Raw genomic sequence first — 16,481 nt, forward strand, 5'->3', positions numbered from 1 at the left:
CGCCTTACAGCCCGCCGAGTTGCACCAGCGGCGCGGCGCCGGCGCGACCCAGTACCGTGTCCACTTTCTGGCGCACCGTCTCGATCCGCAGCGGCTTGACCAACGCACCGTGCGCGCCCGCCTTGAGCCCGGCGATCGCCGCTGCCTCGTCTTCCTTGCCGGTGACGATCAGGATGCGGATCGCCGGGTAGCGGGCGACGATCTCGCCGATCGCCGCGGATGGCTGCCCCTTCAGCATGCCGACGCCGAGCAGCAGCACGTCGGGCACCAGCCAGTCGGTGCCGCGCGCATAGGCCTCGTTCAGGGTTCCCATCTCGTGTGTCTCGATCTCGTCGTGCAGCATGAATTGCAGCGCGGCGCGGGTGACTTCGTCTTCGTCGACGACGAACACCCGGCGCTGGTCAACGGCTTTTGCGGTCTCGACTCCGATCTGCATGGCCTTTTCCTCCAATGAAGCGTCGGGCGCAGGCGAAGCAATTTCCGTTCCAGTGTCGCGCACCCTCCACGAGGGGCGGCGTGGCGCGCATGGCTTGTGGGCTTTGCGACAGATGCCGGGGCTTTGTCGTATTCGGAACAGGTCCGGTCGCAGACGTTCGGCGACGTGCTCGCCCTGACACGCAGCGATTCCAGAACCTTAGCCAAATGGCATGGCGGTTGCAGAGCATCCGGTGCGGGATCGGGGCGGCCAGTGCCGCTTCGATCCGCCAGCCGAGCCCAGCTCACGGGAGCGGACCCTGAAGCGCAGGCGACTGCGCGGAACAAAGGCAAGTTTGAAGGAGCACAACATGTCACTTCGCCAAATCGCCTTCTACGGCAAAGGGGGCATCGGTAAGTCGACGACGTCCCAGAACACGCTCGCCGCGCTTGCTGATCTCGGCCAGCGGATCCTGATCGTCGGCTGCGATCCCAAGGCGGATTCGACCCGCCTGATGCTGCACGCCAAGGCGCAGGACACGATCCTCAGCCTCGCCGCCGAAGCCGGCAGCGTGGAAGACCTCGAGCTCGAGGACGTGATGAAGATCGGCTACAAGGACATCCGCTGCGTCGAATCCGGTGGCCCGGAGCCGGGCGTCGGCTGCGCCGGCCGCGGCGTGATCACCTCGATCAACTTCCTCGAGGAAAACGGCGCGTATGAAGACATCGACTATGTCTCGTACGACGTGCTCGGCGACGTCGTGTGCGGCGGCTTCGCCATGCCGATCCGCGAGAACAAGGCGCAGGAAATCTACATTGTCATGTCCGGCGAGATGATGGCGATGTATGCCGCCAACAACATCTCGAAGGGCATCCTCAAATACGCCAATTCCGGCGGCGTGCGCCTGGGCGGGCTGGTCTGCAACGAGCGCCAGACCGACAAGGAGCTCGAGCTGGCGGAATCGCTGGCGAAGAAGCTCGGCACCCAGCTCATCCATTTCGTGCCGCGCGACAATATCGTCCAGCATGCCGAGCTGCGCCGCATGACGGTGATCGAATATGCGCCGGACAGCAAGCAGGCCGACGAATATCGTCAGCTCGCGCAGAAGATCCACAACAATGCCGGCAAGGGCATCATCCCGACGCCGATCAGCATGGACGAGCTCGAAGACCTGCTGATGGAGCACGGCATCATGAAGAGCGTCGACGAGAGCCAGGTCGGCCTGACCGCCGCCGCCCTCGCCACGGCCTGAGCCCGGGCCACCGGCCGTGCTCCAGGGTGCGGCCGGTGCACCGGCCACCAATTCCCCGCAAGGAGGGTGAAACAATGAGCGTCTCGAACGTCACCGACATCGCCGAGGTCAAGGCGCGCAACCAGGCGCTGATCGAGGAGGTGCTCGAAGTCTACCCGGTCAAGACCGCCAAGAAGCGCGCCAAGCATCTGAGCGTGCACGAGGAGGGCAACAGCGACTGCGGCGTCAAGTCGAACATCAAGTCGGTGCCCGGCGTGATGACGATCCGCGGCTGCGCCTATGCCGGATCGAAGGGCGTGGTGTGGGGTCCGATCAAGGACATGATCCATATCAGCCACGGCCCGGTCGGCTGCGGCCAGTATAGCTGGGCGGCCCGCCGCAACTATTATATCGGCACGACCGGCATCGACACCTTCGTGACGATGCAGTTCACGTCCGATTTCCAGGAGAAGGACATCGTCTTCGGCGGCGACAAGAAGCTCGCCCAGGTGATCGACGAGATCCAGACTCTGTTCCCGCTCAACAAGGGCATCTCGGTCCAGTCGGAATGCCCGATCGGGCTGATTGGCGACGATATCGAGGCGGTCTCCAAGGCCAAGTCCAAAGAATATGACGGCAAGACGATCGTGCCGGTGCGTTGCGAAGGCTTTCGCGGCGTCAGCCAGTCGCTCGGCCACCATATCGCCAACGACGCGATCCGCGACTGGGTGTTCGACAAGATGGGCGACAAGCCCGCGCCGTTCGAACCGACCCCGTACGACGTCGCGATCATCGGCGACTATAACATCGGTGGCGATGCCTGGTCGAGCCGGATCCTGCTCGAGGAAATGGGGCTGCGCGTCGTCGCGCAATGGTCCGGCGACGGCACCATCGCCGAGCTGGAGGCGACCCCGCGCGCCAAGCTCAACGTGCTGCACTGCTACCGCTCGATGAACTACATCTCGCGGCACATGGAGGAAAAGTACGGCATCCCCTGGGTGGAGTACAACTTCTTCGGGCCGTCCAAGATCGCGGAATCGCTGCGTCGCATCGCCAGCTTCTTCGACGACAAGATCAAGGAAGGCGCCGAGGCGGTGATCGCCAAGTACCAGCCGCTGATGGATGCCGTCATCGCCCGCTACAAGCCGCGGCTCGAGGGCAAGAAGGTGATGCTCTATGTCGGCGGCCTGCGCCCGCGCCACGTGATCGGCGCCTATGAGGACCTCGGCATGGAGGTCGTCGGCACCGGCTACGAGTTCGGCCACAACGACGATTACCAGCGCACCGCCCAGCACTATGTGAAGGACGGCACGCTGATCTACGACGACGTGACCGGCTACGAGTTCGAGAAGTTCGTCGAGAAGATCCAGCCCGATCTGGTCGGCTCGGGCATCAAGGAAAAGTACGTCTTCCAGAAGATGGGCGTGCCGTTCCGCCAGATGCACAGCTGGGACTATTCGGGGCCGTATCACGGCTATGACGGCTTCGCGATCTTCGCGCGCGACATGGACATGGCCATCAACGCGCCGGTGTGGAAGCTCGCGCCGCCGCCGTGGAAGAAGCCCGAGGACGACGCGTACTTGCTTGCCGCCGAGTGAGCCGGCGGCGCCGGCGCCCCGCCGCTCCCTGTTGCACGGCGGGGCGCCGGTTTCCTTCCCAACCTGCTCTGGCCCGATGGAGGTCTGAAATGCCACAGAATGCCGACAACGTGCTCGACCATTTCGAGCTGTTCCGCGGGCCCGAATATCAGCGGATGCTCGCCGAGAAGAAGCAATTGTTCGAGAACCCGGTCGATCCGGCCGAAGTCGATCGCGTCCGCGAATGGGCGAAGACCGAGGAATACAAGGAAAAGAATTTCGAGCGTTCGGCGCTCGTGATCAATCCGGCCAAGGCGTGCCAGCCGCTGGGCGCGGTGTTCGTGGCGGTGGGGTTCGAGCGCACGCTGCCCTTCGTCCATGGCTCGCAGGGCTGCGTCGCCTATTACCGCTCGCACTTCTCGCGTCACTTCAAGGAGCCGACCAGCTGCGTCTCCTCGTCGATGACCGAGGACGCGGCGGTGTTCGGCGGCCTCAACAACATGGTCGACGGCCTGGCCAATGCCTACAGCATGTACAAGCCGAAGATGATCGCGGTCTCGACCACCTGCATGGCCGAAGTGATCGGCGACGATCTCAACGCCTTCATCAAGACGGCGAAGGAGAAGGAGTCGCTCCCCGCCGAGTTCGACGTGCCCTTCGCGCATACCCCCGCCTTCGTCGGCAGCCACATCACCGGCTACGACAATGCGATGAAGGGCGTGCTCGAACATTTCTGGGACGGCAAGGCCGGCACCACCGAAAAGCTCGTCCGCGTGCCGAACAACAAGATCAACTTCCTCGGCGGGTTCGACGGCTACACCGTCGGCAACCTGCGCGAGATCAAGCGGATCTTCGGGCTGATGGGCGTCGACTACACGATCCTGGGCGACGCCAGCGACGTGTGGGACACGCCGACCGACGGCACCTTCCGCATGTATGACGGCGGCACCACGCTGGAGGATGCGGCCAATGCCGTCCATGCCAGGGCGACGATCTCGATGCAGCAATATTGCACCGAGAAGACGCTGCCCTGGATCGCCGGCCACGGCCAGGAGGTGGTCGCGTTCAACCATCCGATCGGGGTGGCGGGCACCGACGAATTCGTGATGGAAGTCGCCCGGCTCGCCGATGTCGAGATCCCGGACGAACTCGCCAAGGAACGCGGCCGGCTGGTCGACGCGATCGCCGACTCCTCGGCGCACATCCACGGCAAGAAGTTCGCAGTCTATGGCGACCCCGATCTCGCCTATGGCCTCGCCGCCTTCCTGCTCGAACTCGGCGCCGAGCCGACGCATGTGCTCGCTACCAACGGGTCGAAGGCCTGGGCCGAGAAGATGCAGGCGCTGTTCGACAGCTCGCCCTTCGGCGCCAACTGCACCGCCTATCCGGGCAAGGACCTGTGGCACATGCGCTCGCTGCTGTTCACCGAGCCGGTCGATTTCCTGATCGGCAACACCTACGGCAAATATCTCGAGCGCGACACCGGCACGCCGCTGATCCGCATCGGCTTCCCGATCTTCGATCGCCACCACAAGCATCGCTATCCGGTGTGGGGCTATCAGGGCGGGCTCAACGTGCTGGTGACGATCCTCGACCGGATCTTCGAGCATATCGACGCCACCACCAACGTGCCGTCGAAGACCGACTATTCGTACGACATCATTCGCTGATCCCAGGAACCCCCGCAGCCGGACTCGAGCAAGGAGCGCCAGGATGACTTCGCTTTCGGCAACGATCCAGGACGTGTTCAACGAGCCCGGCTGCGGCAAGAACCAGGCGAAGTCCGAAAAGGAACGCAAAAAGGGCTGCACCAAGCAGCTCCAGCCGGGCGCCGCCGCAGGGGGCTGCGCCTTCGACGGGGCGAAGATCGCGCTCCAGCCGATCACCGACGTCGCGCATCTCGTCCATGGGCCGATCGCCTGCGAGGGCAATAGCTGGGACAATCGCGGCGCCTATTCCTCCGGCTCGACGCTCTACCGCACCGGCTTCACCACCGACATCACCGAGAACGACATCGTGTTCGGCGGCGAGAAGCACCTGTTCAAGGCGATCCGCGAGGTGATCGAGAAATACGACCCGCCCGCGGTGTTCGTCTACCAGACCTGCGTGCCGGCGATGATCGGCGACGATATCGAGGCGGTGTGCAAGGCCGCGGCGGCCAAGTTCTCAAAGCCGGTGGTGCCGATCCAGTCGCCCGGTTTCGTCGGACCGAAGAACCTCGGCAACAAGCTGGCGGGCGAGGCGCTGCTTCGCCACGTCATCGGCACCGAGGAACCGCCCTTCACCACGCCCTATGACATCAACATCATCGGCGAATATAATCTGGCGGGCGAGCTGTGGCAGGTGAAGCCGCTGCTCGACGAGCTGGGCATCCGCATCCTCTCGTGCATCTCGGGCGACGCCAAGTATCGCGAGGTCGCCTGGTCGCACCGCGCCCGCGCGGCGATGATGGTCTGCTCCAAGGCGATGATCAACGTCGCCCGCAAGATGGAGGAGCGCTACGGCATCCCCTTCTTCGAAGGCAGCTTCTACGGCATCGGCGACATGTCCGACAGCCTGCGCGAGATCGCCCGGCTGCTGATCGAGCGCGGCGCCGATCCCGAGCTGATGGACCGCACCGAGGCGGTGATCGCGCGCGAGGAAGCGCGTGCCTGGGCGGGCATCGCGCCCTTCAAGCCGCGGCTGACCGGCAAGAAGGTGCTGCTGATCACCGGCGGGGTGAAGAGCTGGTCGGTCGTCGCCGCGCTGCAGGAAGCGGGGATGGAGATCGCCGGCACCTCGGTCAAGAAATCGACCAAGGAGGACAAGGAGAAGATCAAGGCGCTGATGGGCGACGACGCGCACATGATCGACGATCTCACGCCGCGCGAGATGTACCGCAAGCTCAAGAGCGCCGAGGCCGACATCATGCTTTCGGGCGGCCGCTCACAATTCGTCGCGCTCAAGGCGGCGATGCCGTGGCTCGATATCAACCAGGAACGGCATTACGCCTATGCCGGCTATCAGGGGATGGTCGCGCTGGTCCGCGAGATCGACAAGGCGCTGTCCAACCCGATCTGGGAGCAGGTTCGCCAGCCCGCCCCCTGGGAGACGCTGGGCGACGACTGGCGGGCGCGGGCGCTGTCGCTCGATCCCGACGAGGCGGCGGCGGTGCGCGCCGAGGGTCCGCGCCTGCAGGCGGTGGCGTGATGGCCGAGCGTATCCGCAGCAGCAAGGCCTGCACGGTCAACCCGCTCAAGATGAGCCAGCCGATCGGCGGCGCGCTCGCCTTCATGGGGCTGCGCGGCTGCATGCCGATGCTCCACGGCAGCCAGGGCTGCACGTCGTTCGGCCTCGTGCTGTTCGTCCGCCATTTCCGCGAGGCGATCCCGCTGCAGACCACCGCCATGTCCGAAGTCGCGACGGTGCTCGGCGGGCTGGAGAATGTCGAGCAGGCGATCGTCAACATCGCCACCCGCGCCAAGCCCGAGATCATCGGCATCTGCTCGACCGGCGTGACCGAGACCAAGGGCGACGATGTCGACGGCTTCCTCAAGCTGATCCGCGAACGCCATCCCGAGCTGGACGACATCGCGCTGGTCTATGTCTCGACGCCCGACTTCAAGGATGCCTTCCAGGACGGTTGGGCCAAGTGCGTCACCCGCATCGTCGAGGAACTGGTCGATGCGCCGGCGCCCGGCAGCGTGCGCGATCCGGCGCGGATCAATGTGCTTGCCGGCTGCCACCTCACCCCGGGCGACATCGATGCGCTGCGGGACCTGTTCGAGGCGTTCGGGCTCGATCCGCTGTTCGTGCCGGACCTGGCCGGCTCGCTCGACGGGCACATCCCCAATGATTTCACCCCGACGACGCTGGGCGGGGCAGGGGTGGAGGAGATCCGCGCCATGGGCAGCGCAGCCTGGACGATCGCGATCGGCCGGCAGATGCACGGCGCGGCGCTGTCGCTCGAGGCGCGGACCGGCGTGCCTTTCCGGCTCTTCGACCGGCTGACCGGGCTGGCGGCGAACGACGCGCTGGTCCGCTTCCTGATGGACATCACCGGGCGGCCGGCGCCGCGCAAGGTCCGGCGCGAGCGGGGCCAGTTGGTCGACGCGATGCTCGACGGCCATTTCCAGATCGGCGGCAAGCGGGTGGCGATCGGTGCCGAGCCCGACCTGCTGCTCGCGATCGGCAGCTTCCTCCACGAGATGGGCGCGGAGATCGCCGCCGCGGTCACGACGACCGACAGCCCGATCCTCGCCGATGTGCCGGCGGAGCGGGTGCTGATCGGCGATCTCGAGGATCTGGAGGCGGGCGCCGGGGATTGCGACCTGCTGATCACCCACAGCCATGGCCGCCAGGCGGCGGCGCGGCTGCACCTGCCGTTCTTCCGCATGGGGCTGCCGATGTTCGACCGGCTGGGTGCCGGGCATCTGGTGAGCGTCGGCTATCGCGGCAGCCGCGACCTGATCTTCGCCATCGCCAACCTGCTGATGGAGCATGGCCATAGCGCCGATCCGGAGAGCTGGCGGGAATGGCCCGCCGCGCAGGCCGATCATCAACCGGGAGGTTCGCTGCAATGAAAGTCGCCTTCGCAACACAGGACCTGGCGCGCGTCGACGCGCATTTCGGCTGGGCCAAGAACATCGCGATCTACGATCTGGAGCCCGAGGGCTGGGCGCTCGACCGGGTGGAGGCGTTCGAGGGCGACCTCAAGGAAGATGGCGACGAGGACAAGCTGGCGCCGAAGCTGGCGGCGATCAAGGATTGCGCGATCCTCTATGTCGCGGCGATCGGCGGATCGGGGGCCGCGCGGGTGGTGGCGCAGAACATCCATCCGATGAAGGTGCCGCAGCCCGAGCCGATCGAGGAACTGCTCGGCAAGCTGCAGGACGTGCTGAAGGGCAACCCGCCGCCCTGGCTGCGCAAGGTGATGGGCAAGGGCCATGAACGCAGCTTCGAATTCGACGAGGAGGACGCCTGATGACCGAAGCCGCAACTCTGGAAGCCGATGCGATCACCGGCTTCGCCAAGGGGCTGGTGCAGCAGATCCGCGCGCAGGACACGCACGGCGCGTGGGACCGCAAGGGCGATCTGCAACTGCTCGAGCCGTTCATCATCGACAAGGAAGCGCGGCGCGCGCTGCCGATCATCGGCGATCCGGATCCGGACACGCTGTGGCGGTTGGAGCTGTTCTACAACACCGCCTGCCTGGAGATCGAGCGGCGCGCCCGCGTGATGGTCCAGCCGATGATGAAGATGAGCCATGAAGGCTTCGGCCGCATCGTGCTGCTCGGCGGACGGCTGGTGGTGGTCAACAAGCAGCTGCGCGACGTCCACCGCTTCGGCTTCGATTCGGTCGAGAAGCTGAACGAGGAGGGGGAGAAGCTCGTCCGGTCGGGCGTCGCGATGATCGAGAAATTCCCCGACGTCGCGAATTATTGAGGCCAAGGCGATGGACGATCTGGAAGCGATCAAGGCGGAGATCAAGAAGCTCTCCGCGCGGGCGATGCAGGCCAAGATGGACCTGCACGACCTGTCCGAGGAGCTGCCGCAGGGCTGGGAGGGCGTGATGGACGTCGCGCTCCGCACCCGCGACGCCTTCGCCGCGCTGGAAGCGAAGCGCGCCGAGCTCAAGCTGCTCGAACGGGCATGACGATGGCGGCGACGCTCACCCGCGGCGGACGCAGCTGGACGCCCGACTATCTGGTCGCGATCGATCCCGAACTGTGCATCGGCTGCGGTCGCTGCTTCAAGGTCTGCGGCCGCGACGTGATGACGCTGCAGGGCCTGACCGAGGATGGCGACATCGTGCCGCTCGACGATGACGACGACGAGATCGAGAAGCGGGTGATGGCGGTGCACGATCCCGATGCCTGTATCGGCTGCGGCGCCTGCGCGCGCGTCTGCCCCACCAGCTGCCAGACGCATGCTGCCGCCTGAGCTTCCCGTCGGCGAACGGCTCCATGCGCGGCTGACCTGGCATGGCATGGCGGCGGGCAGCGATGCGTTCGCGCTCCATGTCGTCGGTTCGATCCTCGGTATCGCCGCGCAGGAATGCGCCGAGGCGGGGACGCTGCACGAAGCGGCGGGGCTGGACCCAGTCGAGATGCGGGCGCTGTTCACGCTGCTCTTCCCCGACGCGCTCCCGTTGCTGCGCGCCTTCGCCGAAGGGGCGGCCGCGCCGAGCGCCGATGAGGCGGCGCTGCGCGACCTGCTCTGGATGCACGCCGGCGAGGGCTCGCCGCTCGAACATTTCCTGGTGCGCATGGTCGCCCGGCGCAGCATGCGGCCGAACCATCTTTGGCAGGATCTCGGGCTCGGCAGCCGGCGCGAGCTGGGCGCGCTGATGCAGCGCTATTTCCCGCGGCTCGCCAGGAAGAACAGCAGCGACATGAAGTGGAAGAAGTTCTTCTACCGCATGCTCTGCAGCGCCGCCGAATTCCGGCTGTGCACCGCGCCGGTGTGCAGCGAATGCGACGATTTCGATGCCTGTTTCGGCGGGGAGGATGGCGAGAGCCTGCTCGCCCGCGCCCGGCGGGCGGCACCGATGGAGATGCGGCTGTGAGCGACGTGGCGGAAGCGGTGGGCGAGGATAGGATCCGGCAGCTGGTCCGGCGTTTCTACGCGCTGGCGCTCGTTGATGATCTGCTAGGGCCGATGTTCCGGGCGACGATCGCGGATCTCGAGGCGCATATGCAGGTCGTCGACGATTTCTGGTCCCATGTCGTGCTGGGGACGCATCGCTACAACGATCATCCTTATGTCCACCACACCCATCTGAAAGTGGAACCAGCGCATTTCGATCGCTGGATGGCAGCGTTCGAGCAAGCCGTCGGCGAAACGCTGCCGCCCGCCGCTGCCGGGCGCGCGCTGGGCCGGGCGCGGCAGATGACCGCGAGCTTCAAGGCCGGGCTGCTACCGCTGCCCAAGCCGCCCGCCGCCTAAGGCAATCATTCGATCCCCTCGGCACAGGCCTTACGCTGCACCGCCAGGCGGAAGCGCTCGGCGATCGCGCGCGGTTCCTTCAGCACTGCCGCCTCGGCCTCGGCGAACGCCGCGCGCACCCGTGCCGCTTCCGCCGCGGTCAACGTCACCCGGCCGGCGAGATGGGTCGCCTCGGGCGCGACGTCCAGGATTGCGCGCCGCCGCGGATGCGCGGCGACCTCGATCAGCTCGAAACATTCGAGCTTGCCGTCCAGCGTCACCGCAAGGCCCGCGACTTCGAGCTTGCGGCCGTCCTGCGTCGTCTTGATCAGCGTCGGCATTGGCGATCTCCCCGTGATGCAAGGGGCTGACATTCAAGCCGCGTGCCACATCGCGCGCGATTGTCCCGCTTCTTGCATGGCGGCGCGTGGAGGACCCCATGACCCTGTACGCCATCTGCCCCCTGTCCGCGCTGCCGAGCCGCCAACCGCGCAGCTTCGTGCTGCTCCGCCGCGATGCCGAGGGCCAGCCCCGGCCCTGGCCGATCGTGGTGATCCGCTGGGGCAAGCATCTGCTCGGCTATGAGAATCGCTGCCCGCATGCCGGCACCAACCTTGATTGGGAGCGCGGGCAGTTCCTCGACAGCAGCGGCACCCGGCTCCAGTGCGGCAAGCACGGCGCGTTGTTCGACTTGGCGAGCGGGGCATGCATCGACGGGCCGTGCGTCGGCGCCGCGCTCACTCCCGTCGCATTGGTGATCGACGAGGACGAGGTGTGTGTCGCCGACGTGGAGCTGGTGGAGGCGGGGTAAGGCCCCGCCTTCCGTTCAGACCGGCCGGTTGGCGTTGCGGTTGCGCACCGGCTCCATCCGCGCGACGCCCTCGTCATAGCTGATATCCTCGAACTTGCCGCGGATACCCTTGAGTTCGTCGAGCACCTTGGCGAGTTTGCCCGCGCCGTCGAGCTTCTTGAGGTCGTTCTTGTCGAGCCCGACCAGCTCCAGCGTCTCCTTCCATACCGTCGATTCATCGAGCGGCAGGACATGGGCGATGGCGGGCCCGAACGGCACGCGGTATTTCTTCAGCAGATCGATGTTGTTGGCGAAGAACACATAGGTCCCCGCCGCGTCGAGCCAGGGCGCCAGCACCGTCTCGGCGTCCCGCAGCCAGGCGAAATTGTGCAGATAGGCGGCGAGCACCGGGATCGTCCCGGCTTCCACGTCCGCTGCGGCGAGCACCTGCTCGATGCTGTATTCGGGCGGCCGCTTCTCGTCGGCGAACTGCTCCTGGAACTTGAGCGCGATGTCGCCGCGATAGCCGAAGCGGCGGGAATCGGGCAGCGGCTCCTTCAGAACCGCGTTGAGCAGGCGGCCCTGGGTGTCGAGCGCGCCGAACGGCGTGCGGTCGAGCGTGATGATGTCGATGGTCGTCATTGGCGTTCCTTCTTCGCAAGCGCGCGGCGCCATGCAGGAAGTGGTCCAATCCGCGCGCGTGCTCCGGCCAGCCGCCTTTTGTGGGCAACGAAACAGCCCCGCATTGTCGTGATTGTGACGAATCCTACAAAAGCGGTTCGCCGCCGATGGTGATGCCAGCGATTTGCGGCCTCACAGCGAATGGCACGATGCTTGCTGTTCTCTGGGTCAGGAAGCTTCGATGTGCGAGGCTTCGGGAGGCGCAGATGCTGACGCTCACGGAAAGCGCGGTGGAGGCGGTACGCACCGCCATCGGACGGGCCAGCGACACCCCCGGGGGGTTGCGGATCCAGGTCGAGGCGGGCGGTTGTGCCGGCTTCAAATATGTCATGGGCCTGGTCCGCGATGCCGAGGCGAGCGACGCGGTGGTGCGGTTCGACGACATCGCGGTGTTCGTCGATCCCGCCAGCCAGCCGCTGCTGGCCGGTACCACGGTGGACTTCGTGGTCGCGCTGGAGAGCTCCGGCTTCACCTTCGACAATCCGAACGCGGCGAACAGCTGTTCGTGCGGCAAATCCTTTGGCTGAGGAACGCGGCGATGTGGGAATATACCGACAAGGTCAAAGAGTATTTCTACAACCCGAAGAACTCGGGCGTCCTCGAAGAGGCGAGCGGGGTGGGGGATGTCGGCGCGATTTCCTGCGGGGATGCGCTGCGGCTGATGATCAAGGTCGATGAACCGACCCAGATCATCACCGATGCCAAGTTCCAGACCTTTGGCTGCGGATCGGCGATCGCCTCGTCCTCGGCGCTGACCGAGCTGATCATCGGCAAGACGGTGGACGAGGCGCTGCAGCTCTCCAACCAGGACATCGCCGATTTCCTCGGCGGCCTGCCGCCGGAGAAGATGCACTGCTCGGTGATGGGCTATGAGGCGCTGCACGCCGCCGTCGCCAATTATCGCGGCGAAGCCTGGGTCGACGACCATGAGGAAGGCGCGCTGGTCTGCAAATGCTTCGGCATCGATGAGGCGATGATCGAGCGCACCGTGCGGTCCAACGGCCTGACCACGGTCGAGGCGATCACCAACTATACCAAGGCCGGCGGTGGCTGCTCGACCTGCGCCGAGGCGATCGAGGACGTGCTGGAGCGCGTCAATGGCGCGATGGTCGCCGAGGGCGTGCTCCCGGCGGAAGAGGCCTTTGACCGCACCGCACCGATACGCCCGGTGCGCAAGAAGCCGGTGCAGCCGCAGGCGGGCGGGCAGCTCTCCACGCTGCAGAAGATCCGGCTGATCGAGAAGACGATCGAGGAACTGCGCCCCAGCCTGCAGCGCGACGGTGGCGACTGCCAGCTCGTCGACGTCGACGGCAATCGGGTGATGGTGTGGCTCACCGGCGCCTGTGTCGGCTGCCATCTTTCCGGCGCGACGATCGACGGCGTGCAGGCGCGGCTGGTCGAGGCGCTCGGCATGCCGCTGCTCGTCATTCCCGTCGGCAACCGGCATTGAGGGAGGATGCGATGACCCCGGTCTATCTCGACAACAATGCGACGACCCGCACCGATCCGGACGTGGTCGCGGCAATGCTGCCCTATTTCACCGAACAGTTCGGCAATGCCTCGTCGATGCACGCCTTTGGTGCGGAGGTCGGCGGTGCGCTGAAGCGGGCGCGGCAGCAGTTGCAGGCGCTGCTCGGCGCCGAATATGATCACGAGATCGTCTACACCTCGGGCGGCACCGAGGCGGACAATGCCGCGATCCTCTCGGCGCTCGAAACGCAGATCGGCCGCGACGAGATCATCACCTCCGCGGTCGAGCATCCGGCGATCCTCAGCCTCGTCGCGCATCTGGAGAAGACGCGGGGGGTGAAGGTCCATGTGATCGGCGTCGATGCGCGCGGCCGGCTGGACCTGGACGCCTATCGCGCCGCGCTGGGGCCGAAGACCGCGATCGTCTCGATCATGTGGGCCAACAACGAGACCGGCACGATCTTCCCGGTCGAGCAGCTCGCGCGGCTGGCGCACGAGGCCGGCGCGCTGTTCCACACCGATGCGGTGCAGGCGGTGGGCAAGATCCCGCTCAATCTGGCCGAGAGCGAAATCGACATGCTCTCGCTCTCCGGCCACAAGCTGCACGGGCCGAAGGGGATCGGCGCGCTCTACGTGCGCAAGGGGGTGCGCTTCCGCCCGCTGGTCCGCGGCGGCCACCAGGAGCGCGGGCGTCGCGCGGGGACCGAGAACGCGCCGGCGATCGTCGGCTTGGGCAAGGCGGCCGAACTCGCGCTCGCCCATATGGCCGACGAGCAGACCCGCGTGGCGGGCCTGCGCGACCGGCTCGAAAAGGGGCTGCTCCAGCGGATCGGCAACAGCTTCGTGACCGGCGATGCCGATCATCGCCTGCCCAACACCAGCAACGTCGCCTTCGAATATATCGAGGGCGAGGCGATCCTGCTGCTGATGAACAAGGAAGGCATCGCCGCCTCCTCGGGATCGGCCTGCACCTCGGGCTCGCTTGAGCCGAGCCATGTGTTGCGCGCGATGAACGTGCCCTACACCGCGGCGCACGGCGCGATCCGCTTCTCGTTCAGTCGCGAGAACAGCGAGGTCGACGTCGACCGCGTGCTGGAGGCGATGCCGCCGATCATCGCGCGGCTGCGCGACATGTCTCCGTTCTGGCGCGAGCGCGACACCAGCGCCGCCTTCAACCCCACCTATGCCTGAGGTGCGATCATGCCGAGCCTGCTCCCTCCCGTCCTGATCAACGACTCCACGCTGCGCGACGGCGAACAGGCGCCGGGCGTTGCCTTCACCGCCGAAGAGAAGCTCGCGATCGCGCGGGCGCTGGAGGCCGCCGGGGTCGACGAGATCGAGGCCGGCATCCCGGCGATGGGCGCGGAGGAGATCGACTCGATCGCCGCGATCGCCGGCACGGTCGAACGCGCGGAGGTGATTGCCTGGTGCCGGATGACCCGCGCCGATGTCGATGCCGCGCTGCGTACCGGCGTCACGCGCGTCAACCTGTCCGCACCGGTATCGGATCGCCAGATCCGCGCCAAGTTCGGCACCGATCGCGGCGATCTGTTGCGGCGGATCGACGATGTCGTCGGCTATGCCCTCGACAAGGGGCTGAAGGTCGCGGTCGGCGGCGAGGACAGCAGCAGGGCCGATCTGGAATTCCTGCTGCGTGTGCTGGTGGCGGTGGAGGAGGCGGGGGCGCATCGCTTCCGCTATGCGGACACGCTGGGCGTGCTCGATCCGTTCGACACCTATGACGTGCTCCGCCGGATGTGCGCGCACAGCGACCTCGAGCTCGAATTCCACGGCCATGACGATCTCGGCCTGGCGACCGCCAACACGCTGGCGGCGATCCGCGGCGGTGCGACGCATGCCAGCGTCTGCGTGCTCGGCCTGGGCGAACGCGCGGGCAATGCCGCGCTGGAGGAAGTGGTGGCGGCGGTCGGCGAGACGCAGGGGCGGCGCACCAATGTCGCGCTGAGCAGGCTCACCGGCCTGGCCGAGATGGTAGCCGAGGCGGCGCGGCGGCCGATCCCGGCGTGCAAGCCGATCGTCGGCGGCGCCGCCTTCGCGCATGAATCGGGCATCCATGTCGCGGGCCTGCTGCGCGACGCCGGCACCTATGAGGCGCTCGATCCCGCGCGGTTCGCGCGCGAACGGACGATCATCCTCGGCAAGCATTCGGGCAGCGCCGCGGTGCGCGCGAAGCTGCGCTCGCTCGGCTTCGATGCCGATCACGATCGGGTGCAGCGCATCCTCGAGGAAGTCCGCGCGCGTGCGGTGCGGACCAAGCGCGCGGTCAGCGAGGACGAACTCGCCGGCTTCTACGCGGGATCCGGAATCGCGGTGGCGGCGGAATGACCGCGGTCGCGCTCTTCGCCGCGCGGACGGCGCCCCCCTCGCTGGTCCGCCAGCTGGTGGAGGACGTGACCTGCGTGGGCGGCCGCGATCCGGCGGCGCGCAGCCATGTCGAAGTGCTGCTCACCTATCCGGGCGTGCACGCGCTGCTGTGGCACCGGCTCGCGCACCGGCTGTGGGGGAGCGGGCTGCGCTTCCCGGCGCGGCTGCTGGGCTGGTTCGCGCGGCTGGTCACCCAGGTCGATATCCATCCGGGGGCGACGATCGGGCGGCGGCTGTTCATCGATCACGGCGCGGGCGTGGTGATCGGGGAGACGGCGGAGATCGGCGACGACGTCACCCTCTATCACGGCGTGACGCTGGGCGGCACGAGCTGGTCCGCGGGCAAGCGGCATCCTACGGTGGAGAGCGGCGCGCTGATCGGCGCGGGTGCCAAGATCCTTGGGCCGATCACGATCGGCGCGGGGGCGCGGGTCGGGGCGAACAGCGTGGTCGTCGATGCGGTGCCGCCGGGGATGACGGTGGTCGGCATCCCAGGCCGGCTGGTCCGCGATCGGCGCGATCGCCGGCTGATCGGCGGCCGCATCGATCTCGATCATCACCTGATGCCCGATCCGGTGGGCGAAGCGATCCGCTCGCTGGTCGATCGCATCGAGTTTCTCGAGGCACGGCTCGCGCATCGCGAGCGCGGCCGGCAGGACGGGGAGGGGGCGGCATGAGCGTGCTCGACGAACTCAACGCATTGTCTTCCGCCGAGGAATTCTTCGGCGCGCTCGAAGTGCCCTATGTGCCCGAGCAGGTCCATGTCGCCCGGCTGCATATCCTGCGGCGGATGGGCCAGTATCTGGCGAAGAGCCGCGCGGAAGGCGCGTTCGACGGGCTTGCCGACGATTCAATCCGGTCGCTGTGCGCGGTGCATCTGGCGCAGGCCTATGCCGACTTCGTCGCCTCCTCGCCCATCGAGCAGCGCGTGTTCAAGGTCCACCAGGACGCGGTGGCACCCAAGCCGGTGCCGAACCGTCCGTTCGTGCCGCTGTCGGCGCTGGCCGGCGCGGGAGGGGAATAGCC

General features: G+C 66.8%; 21 protein-coding genes. 18 read left to right on the forward strand and 3 right to left on the reverse strand.

Translation table 11 applies throughout. The annotated features are described in order from the left end of the window. Nucleotides 1–4: 4 nt before the first annotated feature. Nucleotides 5–436, reverse strand: a complete 432-nt coding sequence (locus SAZ01S_RS00600; protein WP_084579286.1) for a response regulator — start codon at nt 434–436, stop codon at nt 5–7. Between the two features lie 349 nt (nt 437–785). On the opposite strand from SAZ01S_RS00600, the gene nifH reads away from it, so the two are divergent. From nifH to SAZ01S_RS00655, 11 genes are all read left to right on the forward strand, one after another. Further along, a complete protein-coding gene (gene nifH / locus SAZ01S_RS00605) occupies nt 786–1,667 on the forward strand; it encodes a nitrogenase iron protein (RefSeq protein WP_084579006.1) in 882 nt (293 codons plus the stop codon). 74 nt (nt 1,668–1,741) lie between these two features. Then, nucleotides 1,742–3,244 (forward strand): nitrogenase molybdenum-iron protein alpha chain, encoded by a 1,503-nt coding sequence (nifD, locus tag SAZ01S_RS00610; protein ID WP_084579008.1) that lies wholly within the window; start codon nt 1,742–1,744, stop codon nt 3,242–3,244. Between the two features lie 89 nt (nt 3,245–3,333). Continuing rightward, nucleotides 3,334–4,893 carry a nitrogenase molybdenum-iron protein subunit beta gene (nifK, locus tag SAZ01S_RS00615; protein ID WP_084579010.1) on the forward strand — a complete coding sequence of 520 codons (1,560 nt, stop codon included), beginning with the start codon at nt 3,334–3,336 and terminating at the stop codon, nt 4,891–4,893. A 43-nt stretch (nt 4,894–4,936) separates the two neighbouring features. Next, nucleotides 4,937–6,412: a nitrogenase iron-molybdenum cofactor biosynthesis protein NifE gene (gene nifE / locus SAZ01S_RS00620; RefSeq protein ID WP_084579012.1), complete on the forward strand. Its 1,476-nt coding sequence runs from the start codon at nt 4,937–4,939 to the stop codon at nt 6,410–6,412. Then, nucleotides 6,412–7,785, forward strand: coding sequence for a nitrogenase iron-molybdenum cofactor biosynthesis protein NifN (gene nifN, locus SAZ01S_RS00625; RefSeq protein WP_084579014.1), 1,374 nt, complete (start codon nt 6,412–6,414; stop codon nt 7,783–7,785). Before nifE ends, nifN begins: the two co-directional genes overlap by 1 nt. Further along, nucleotides 7,782–8,186 (forward strand): nitrogen fixation protein NifX, encoded by a 405-nt coding sequence (gene nifX / locus SAZ01S_RS00630; RefSeq protein WP_084579016.1) that lies wholly within the window; start codon nt 7,782–7,784, stop codon nt 8,184–8,186. Before nifN ends, nifX begins: the two co-directional genes overlap by 4 nt. Next, nucleotides 8,186–8,647, forward strand: coding sequence for a NifX-associated nitrogen fixation protein (locus SAZ01S_RS00635; RefSeq protein WP_084579018.1), 462 nt, complete (start codon nt 8,186–8,188; stop codon nt 8,645–8,647). The genes nifX and SAZ01S_RS00635 overlap by 1 nt, the downstream gene beginning before the upstream one ends. A gap of 10 nt (nt 8,648–8,657) precedes the next feature. Further along, a complete protein-coding gene (locus SAZ01S_RS00640) occupies nt 8,658–8,858 on the forward strand; it encodes a CCE_0567 family metalloprotein (RefSeq protein ID WP_084579020.1) in 201 nt (66 codons plus the stop codon). Further along, entirely contained in the window at nt 8,855–9,145 is a 291-nt protein-coding gene (gene fdxB, locus SAZ01S_RS00645; RefSeq protein ID WP_245824459.1) for a ferredoxin III, nif-specific, read from the forward strand. The genes SAZ01S_RS00640 and fdxB overlap by 4 nt, the downstream gene beginning before the upstream one ends. Next, nucleotides 9,132–9,770: a nitrogen fixation protein NifQ gene (locus tag SAZ01S_RS00650; RefSeq protein WP_084579021.1), complete on the forward strand. Its 639-nt coding sequence runs from the start codon at nt 9,132–9,134 to the stop codon at nt 9,768–9,770. Before fdxB ends, SAZ01S_RS00650 begins: the two co-directional genes overlap by 14 nt. Further along, a complete protein-coding gene (locus SAZ01S_RS00655) occupies nt 9,767–10,150 on the forward strand; it encodes a group III truncated hemoglobin (protein WP_245824461.1) in 384 nt (127 codons plus the stop codon). The genes SAZ01S_RS00650 and SAZ01S_RS00655 overlap by 4 nt, the downstream gene beginning before the upstream one ends. A 5-nt stretch (nt 10,151–10,155) precedes the next feature. On the opposite strand, the gene SAZ01S_RS00660 is transcribed toward SAZ01S_RS00655, so the two are convergent. After that, nucleotides 10,156–10,470 (reverse strand): hypothetical protein, encoded by a 315-nt coding sequence (locus SAZ01S_RS00660; protein ID WP_084579025.1) that lies wholly within the window; start codon nt 10,468–10,470, stop codon nt 10,156–10,158. 98 nt (nt 10,471–10,568) lie between these two features. On the opposite strand from SAZ01S_RS00660, the gene SAZ01S_RS00665 reads away from it, so the two are divergent. Further along, a complete protein-coding gene (locus SAZ01S_RS00665; RefSeq protein ID WP_084579027.1) occupies nt 10,569–10,940 on the forward strand; it encodes a Rieske (2Fe-2S) protein in 372 nt (123 codons plus the stop codon). 15 nt (nt 10,941–10,955) lie between these two features. Here the strand turns inward: SAZ01S_RS00665 and SAZ01S_RS00670 are convergent, their stop codons facing one another. After that, complete coding sequence (locus SAZ01S_RS00670) at nt 10,956–11,561, reverse strand: hypothetical protein (protein WP_084579029.1); 606 nt, start codon at nt 11,559–11,561, stop codon at nt 10,956–10,958. Between the two features lie 245 nt (nt 11,562–11,806). On the opposite strand from SAZ01S_RS00670, the gene SAZ01S_RS00675 reads away from it, so the two are divergent. Genes SAZ01S_RS00675 through nifW form a run of 6 tightly spaced genes read left to right on the forward strand, consistent with a single transcriptional unit; the run spans nt 11,807 to nt 16,479 of the window. After that, nucleotides 11,807–12,127 (forward strand): HesB/IscA family protein, encoded by a 321-nt coding sequence (locus tag SAZ01S_RS00675; RefSeq protein WP_084579031.1) that lies wholly within the window; start codon nt 11,807–11,809, stop codon nt 12,125–12,127. A gap of 11 nt (nt 12,128–12,138) precedes the next feature. Continuing rightward, nucleotides 12,139–13,050, forward strand: a complete 912-nt coding sequence (gene nifU, locus SAZ01S_RS00680; protein WP_084579033.1) for a Fe-S cluster assembly protein NifU — start codon at nt 12,139–12,141, stop codon at nt 13,048–13,050. 11 nt (nt 13,051–13,061) lie between these two features. Next, nucleotides 13,062–14,261, forward strand: coding sequence for a cysteine desulfurase NifS (gene nifS, locus SAZ01S_RS00685; RefSeq protein WP_084579035.1), 1,200 nt, complete (start codon nt 13,062–13,064; stop codon nt 14,259–14,261). A gap of 9 nt (nt 14,262–14,270) precedes the next feature. Further along, the gene (gene nifV / locus SAZ01S_RS00690; protein ID WP_139809860.1) at nt 14,271–15,416 is read left to right on the forward strand and encodes a homocitrate synthase; all 1,146 of its coding nucleotides are present in this window, start codon (nt 14,271–14,273) and stop codon (nt 15,414–15,416) included. Beyond that, on the forward strand, nt 15,413–16,132 hold the full coding sequence (gene cysE / locus SAZ01S_RS00695; RefSeq protein WP_084579039.1) for a serine O-acetyltransferase: 720 nt from the start codon (nt 15,413–15,415) through the stop codon (nt 16,130–16,132). The genes nifV and cysE overlap by 4 nt, the downstream gene beginning before the upstream one ends. Next, on the forward strand, nt 16,129–16,479 hold the full coding sequence (gene nifW / locus SAZ01S_RS00700) for a nitrogenase stabilizing/protective protein NifW (RefSeq protein WP_084579041.1): 351 nt from the start codon (nt 16,129–16,131) through the stop codon (nt 16,477–16,479). The genes cysE and nifW overlap by 4 nt, the downstream gene beginning before the upstream one ends. The last annotated feature ends 2 nt before the right edge of the window (nt 16,480–16,481 follow it).

Source organism: Sphingomonas azotifigens NBRC 15497, from assembly GCF_002091475.1.
Lineage (GTDB): Bacteria > Pseudomonadota > Alphaproteobacteria > Sphingomonadales > Sphingomonadaceae > Sphingomonas > Sphingomonas azotifigens.

Excerpts from the sequence above, each read along its gene's own strand:
- SAZ01S_RS00670 (WP_084579029.1), bottom strand. The coding sequence starts at position 11,561 with ATGACGACCATCGACATCATCACGCTCGACCGCACGCCGTTCGGCGCG.
- nifV (WP_139809860.1), top strand. The coding sequence starts at position 14,271 with ATGCCGAGCCTGCTCCCTCCCGTCCTGATCAACGACTCCACGCTGCGC.
- SAZ01S_RS00600 (WP_084579286.1), bottom strand. The coding sequence starts at position 436 with ATGCAGATCGGAGTCGAGACCGCAAAAGCCGTTGACCAGCGCCGGGTG.
- nifU (WP_084579033.1), top strand. The coding sequence starts at position 12,139 with ATGTGGGAATATACCGACAAGGTCAAAGAGTATTTCTACAACCCGAAG.
- cysE (WP_084579039.1), top strand. The coding sequence starts at position 15,413 with ATGACCGCGGTCGCGCTCTTCGCCGCGCGGACGGCGCCCCCCTCGCTG.
- nifN (WP_084579014.1), top strand. The coding sequence starts at position 6,412 with ATGGCCGAGCGTATCCGCAGCAGCAAGGCCTGCACGGTCAACCCGCTC.
- SAZ01S_RS00635 (WP_084579018.1), top strand. The coding sequence starts at position 8,186 with ATGACCGAAGCCGCAACTCTGGAAGCCGATGCGATCACCGGCTTCGCC.
- nifW (WP_084579041.1), top strand. The coding sequence starts at position 16,129 with ATGAGCGTGCTCGACGAACTCAACGCATTGTCTTCCGCCGAGGAATTC.
- nifK (WP_084579010.1), top strand. The coding sequence starts at position 3,334 with ATGCCACAGAATGCCGACAACGTGCTCGACCATTTCGAGCTGTTCCGC.
- SAZ01S_RS00660 (WP_084579025.1), bottom strand. The coding sequence starts at position 10,470 with ATGCCGACGCTGATCAAGACGACGCAGGACGGCCGCAAGCTCGAAGTC.
- SAZ01S_RS00650 (WP_084579021.1), top strand. The coding sequence starts at position 9,132 with ATGCTGCCGCCTGAGCTTCCCGTCGGCGAACGGCTCCATGCGCGGCTG.
- nifH (WP_084579006.1), top strand. The coding sequence starts at position 786 with ATGTCACTTCGCCAAATCGCCTTCTACGGCAAAGGGGGCATCGGTAAG.
- fdxB (WP_245824459.1), top strand. The coding sequence starts at position 8,855 with ATGACGATGGCGGCGACGCTCACCCGCGGCGGACGCAGCTGGACGCCC.
- SAZ01S_RS00665 (WP_084579027.1), top strand. The coding sequence starts at position 10,569 with ATGACCCTGTACGCCATCTGCCCCCTGTCCGCGCTGCCGAGCCGCCAA.
- nifD (WP_084579008.1), top strand. The coding sequence starts at position 1,742 with ATGAGCGTCTCGAACGTCACCGACATCGCCGAGGTCAAGGCGCGCAAC.
- SAZ01S_RS00640 (WP_084579020.1), top strand. The coding sequence starts at position 8,658 with ATGGACGATCTGGAAGCGATCAAGGCGGAGATCAAGAAGCTCTCCGCG.
- nifE (WP_084579012.1), top strand. The coding sequence starts at position 4,937 with ATGACTTCGCTTTCGGCAACGATCCAGGACGTGTTCAACGAGCCCGGC.
- nifS (WP_084579035.1), top strand. The coding sequence starts at position 13,062 with ATGACCCCGGTCTATCTCGACAACAATGCGACGACCCGCACCGATCCG.
- nifX (WP_084579016.1), top strand. The coding sequence starts at position 7,782 with ATGAAAGTCGCCTTCGCAACACAGGACCTGGCGCGCGTCGACGCGCAT.
- SAZ01S_RS00675 (WP_084579031.1), top strand. The coding sequence starts at position 11,807 with ATGCTGACGCTCACGGAAAGCGCGGTGGAGGCGGTACGCACCGCCATC.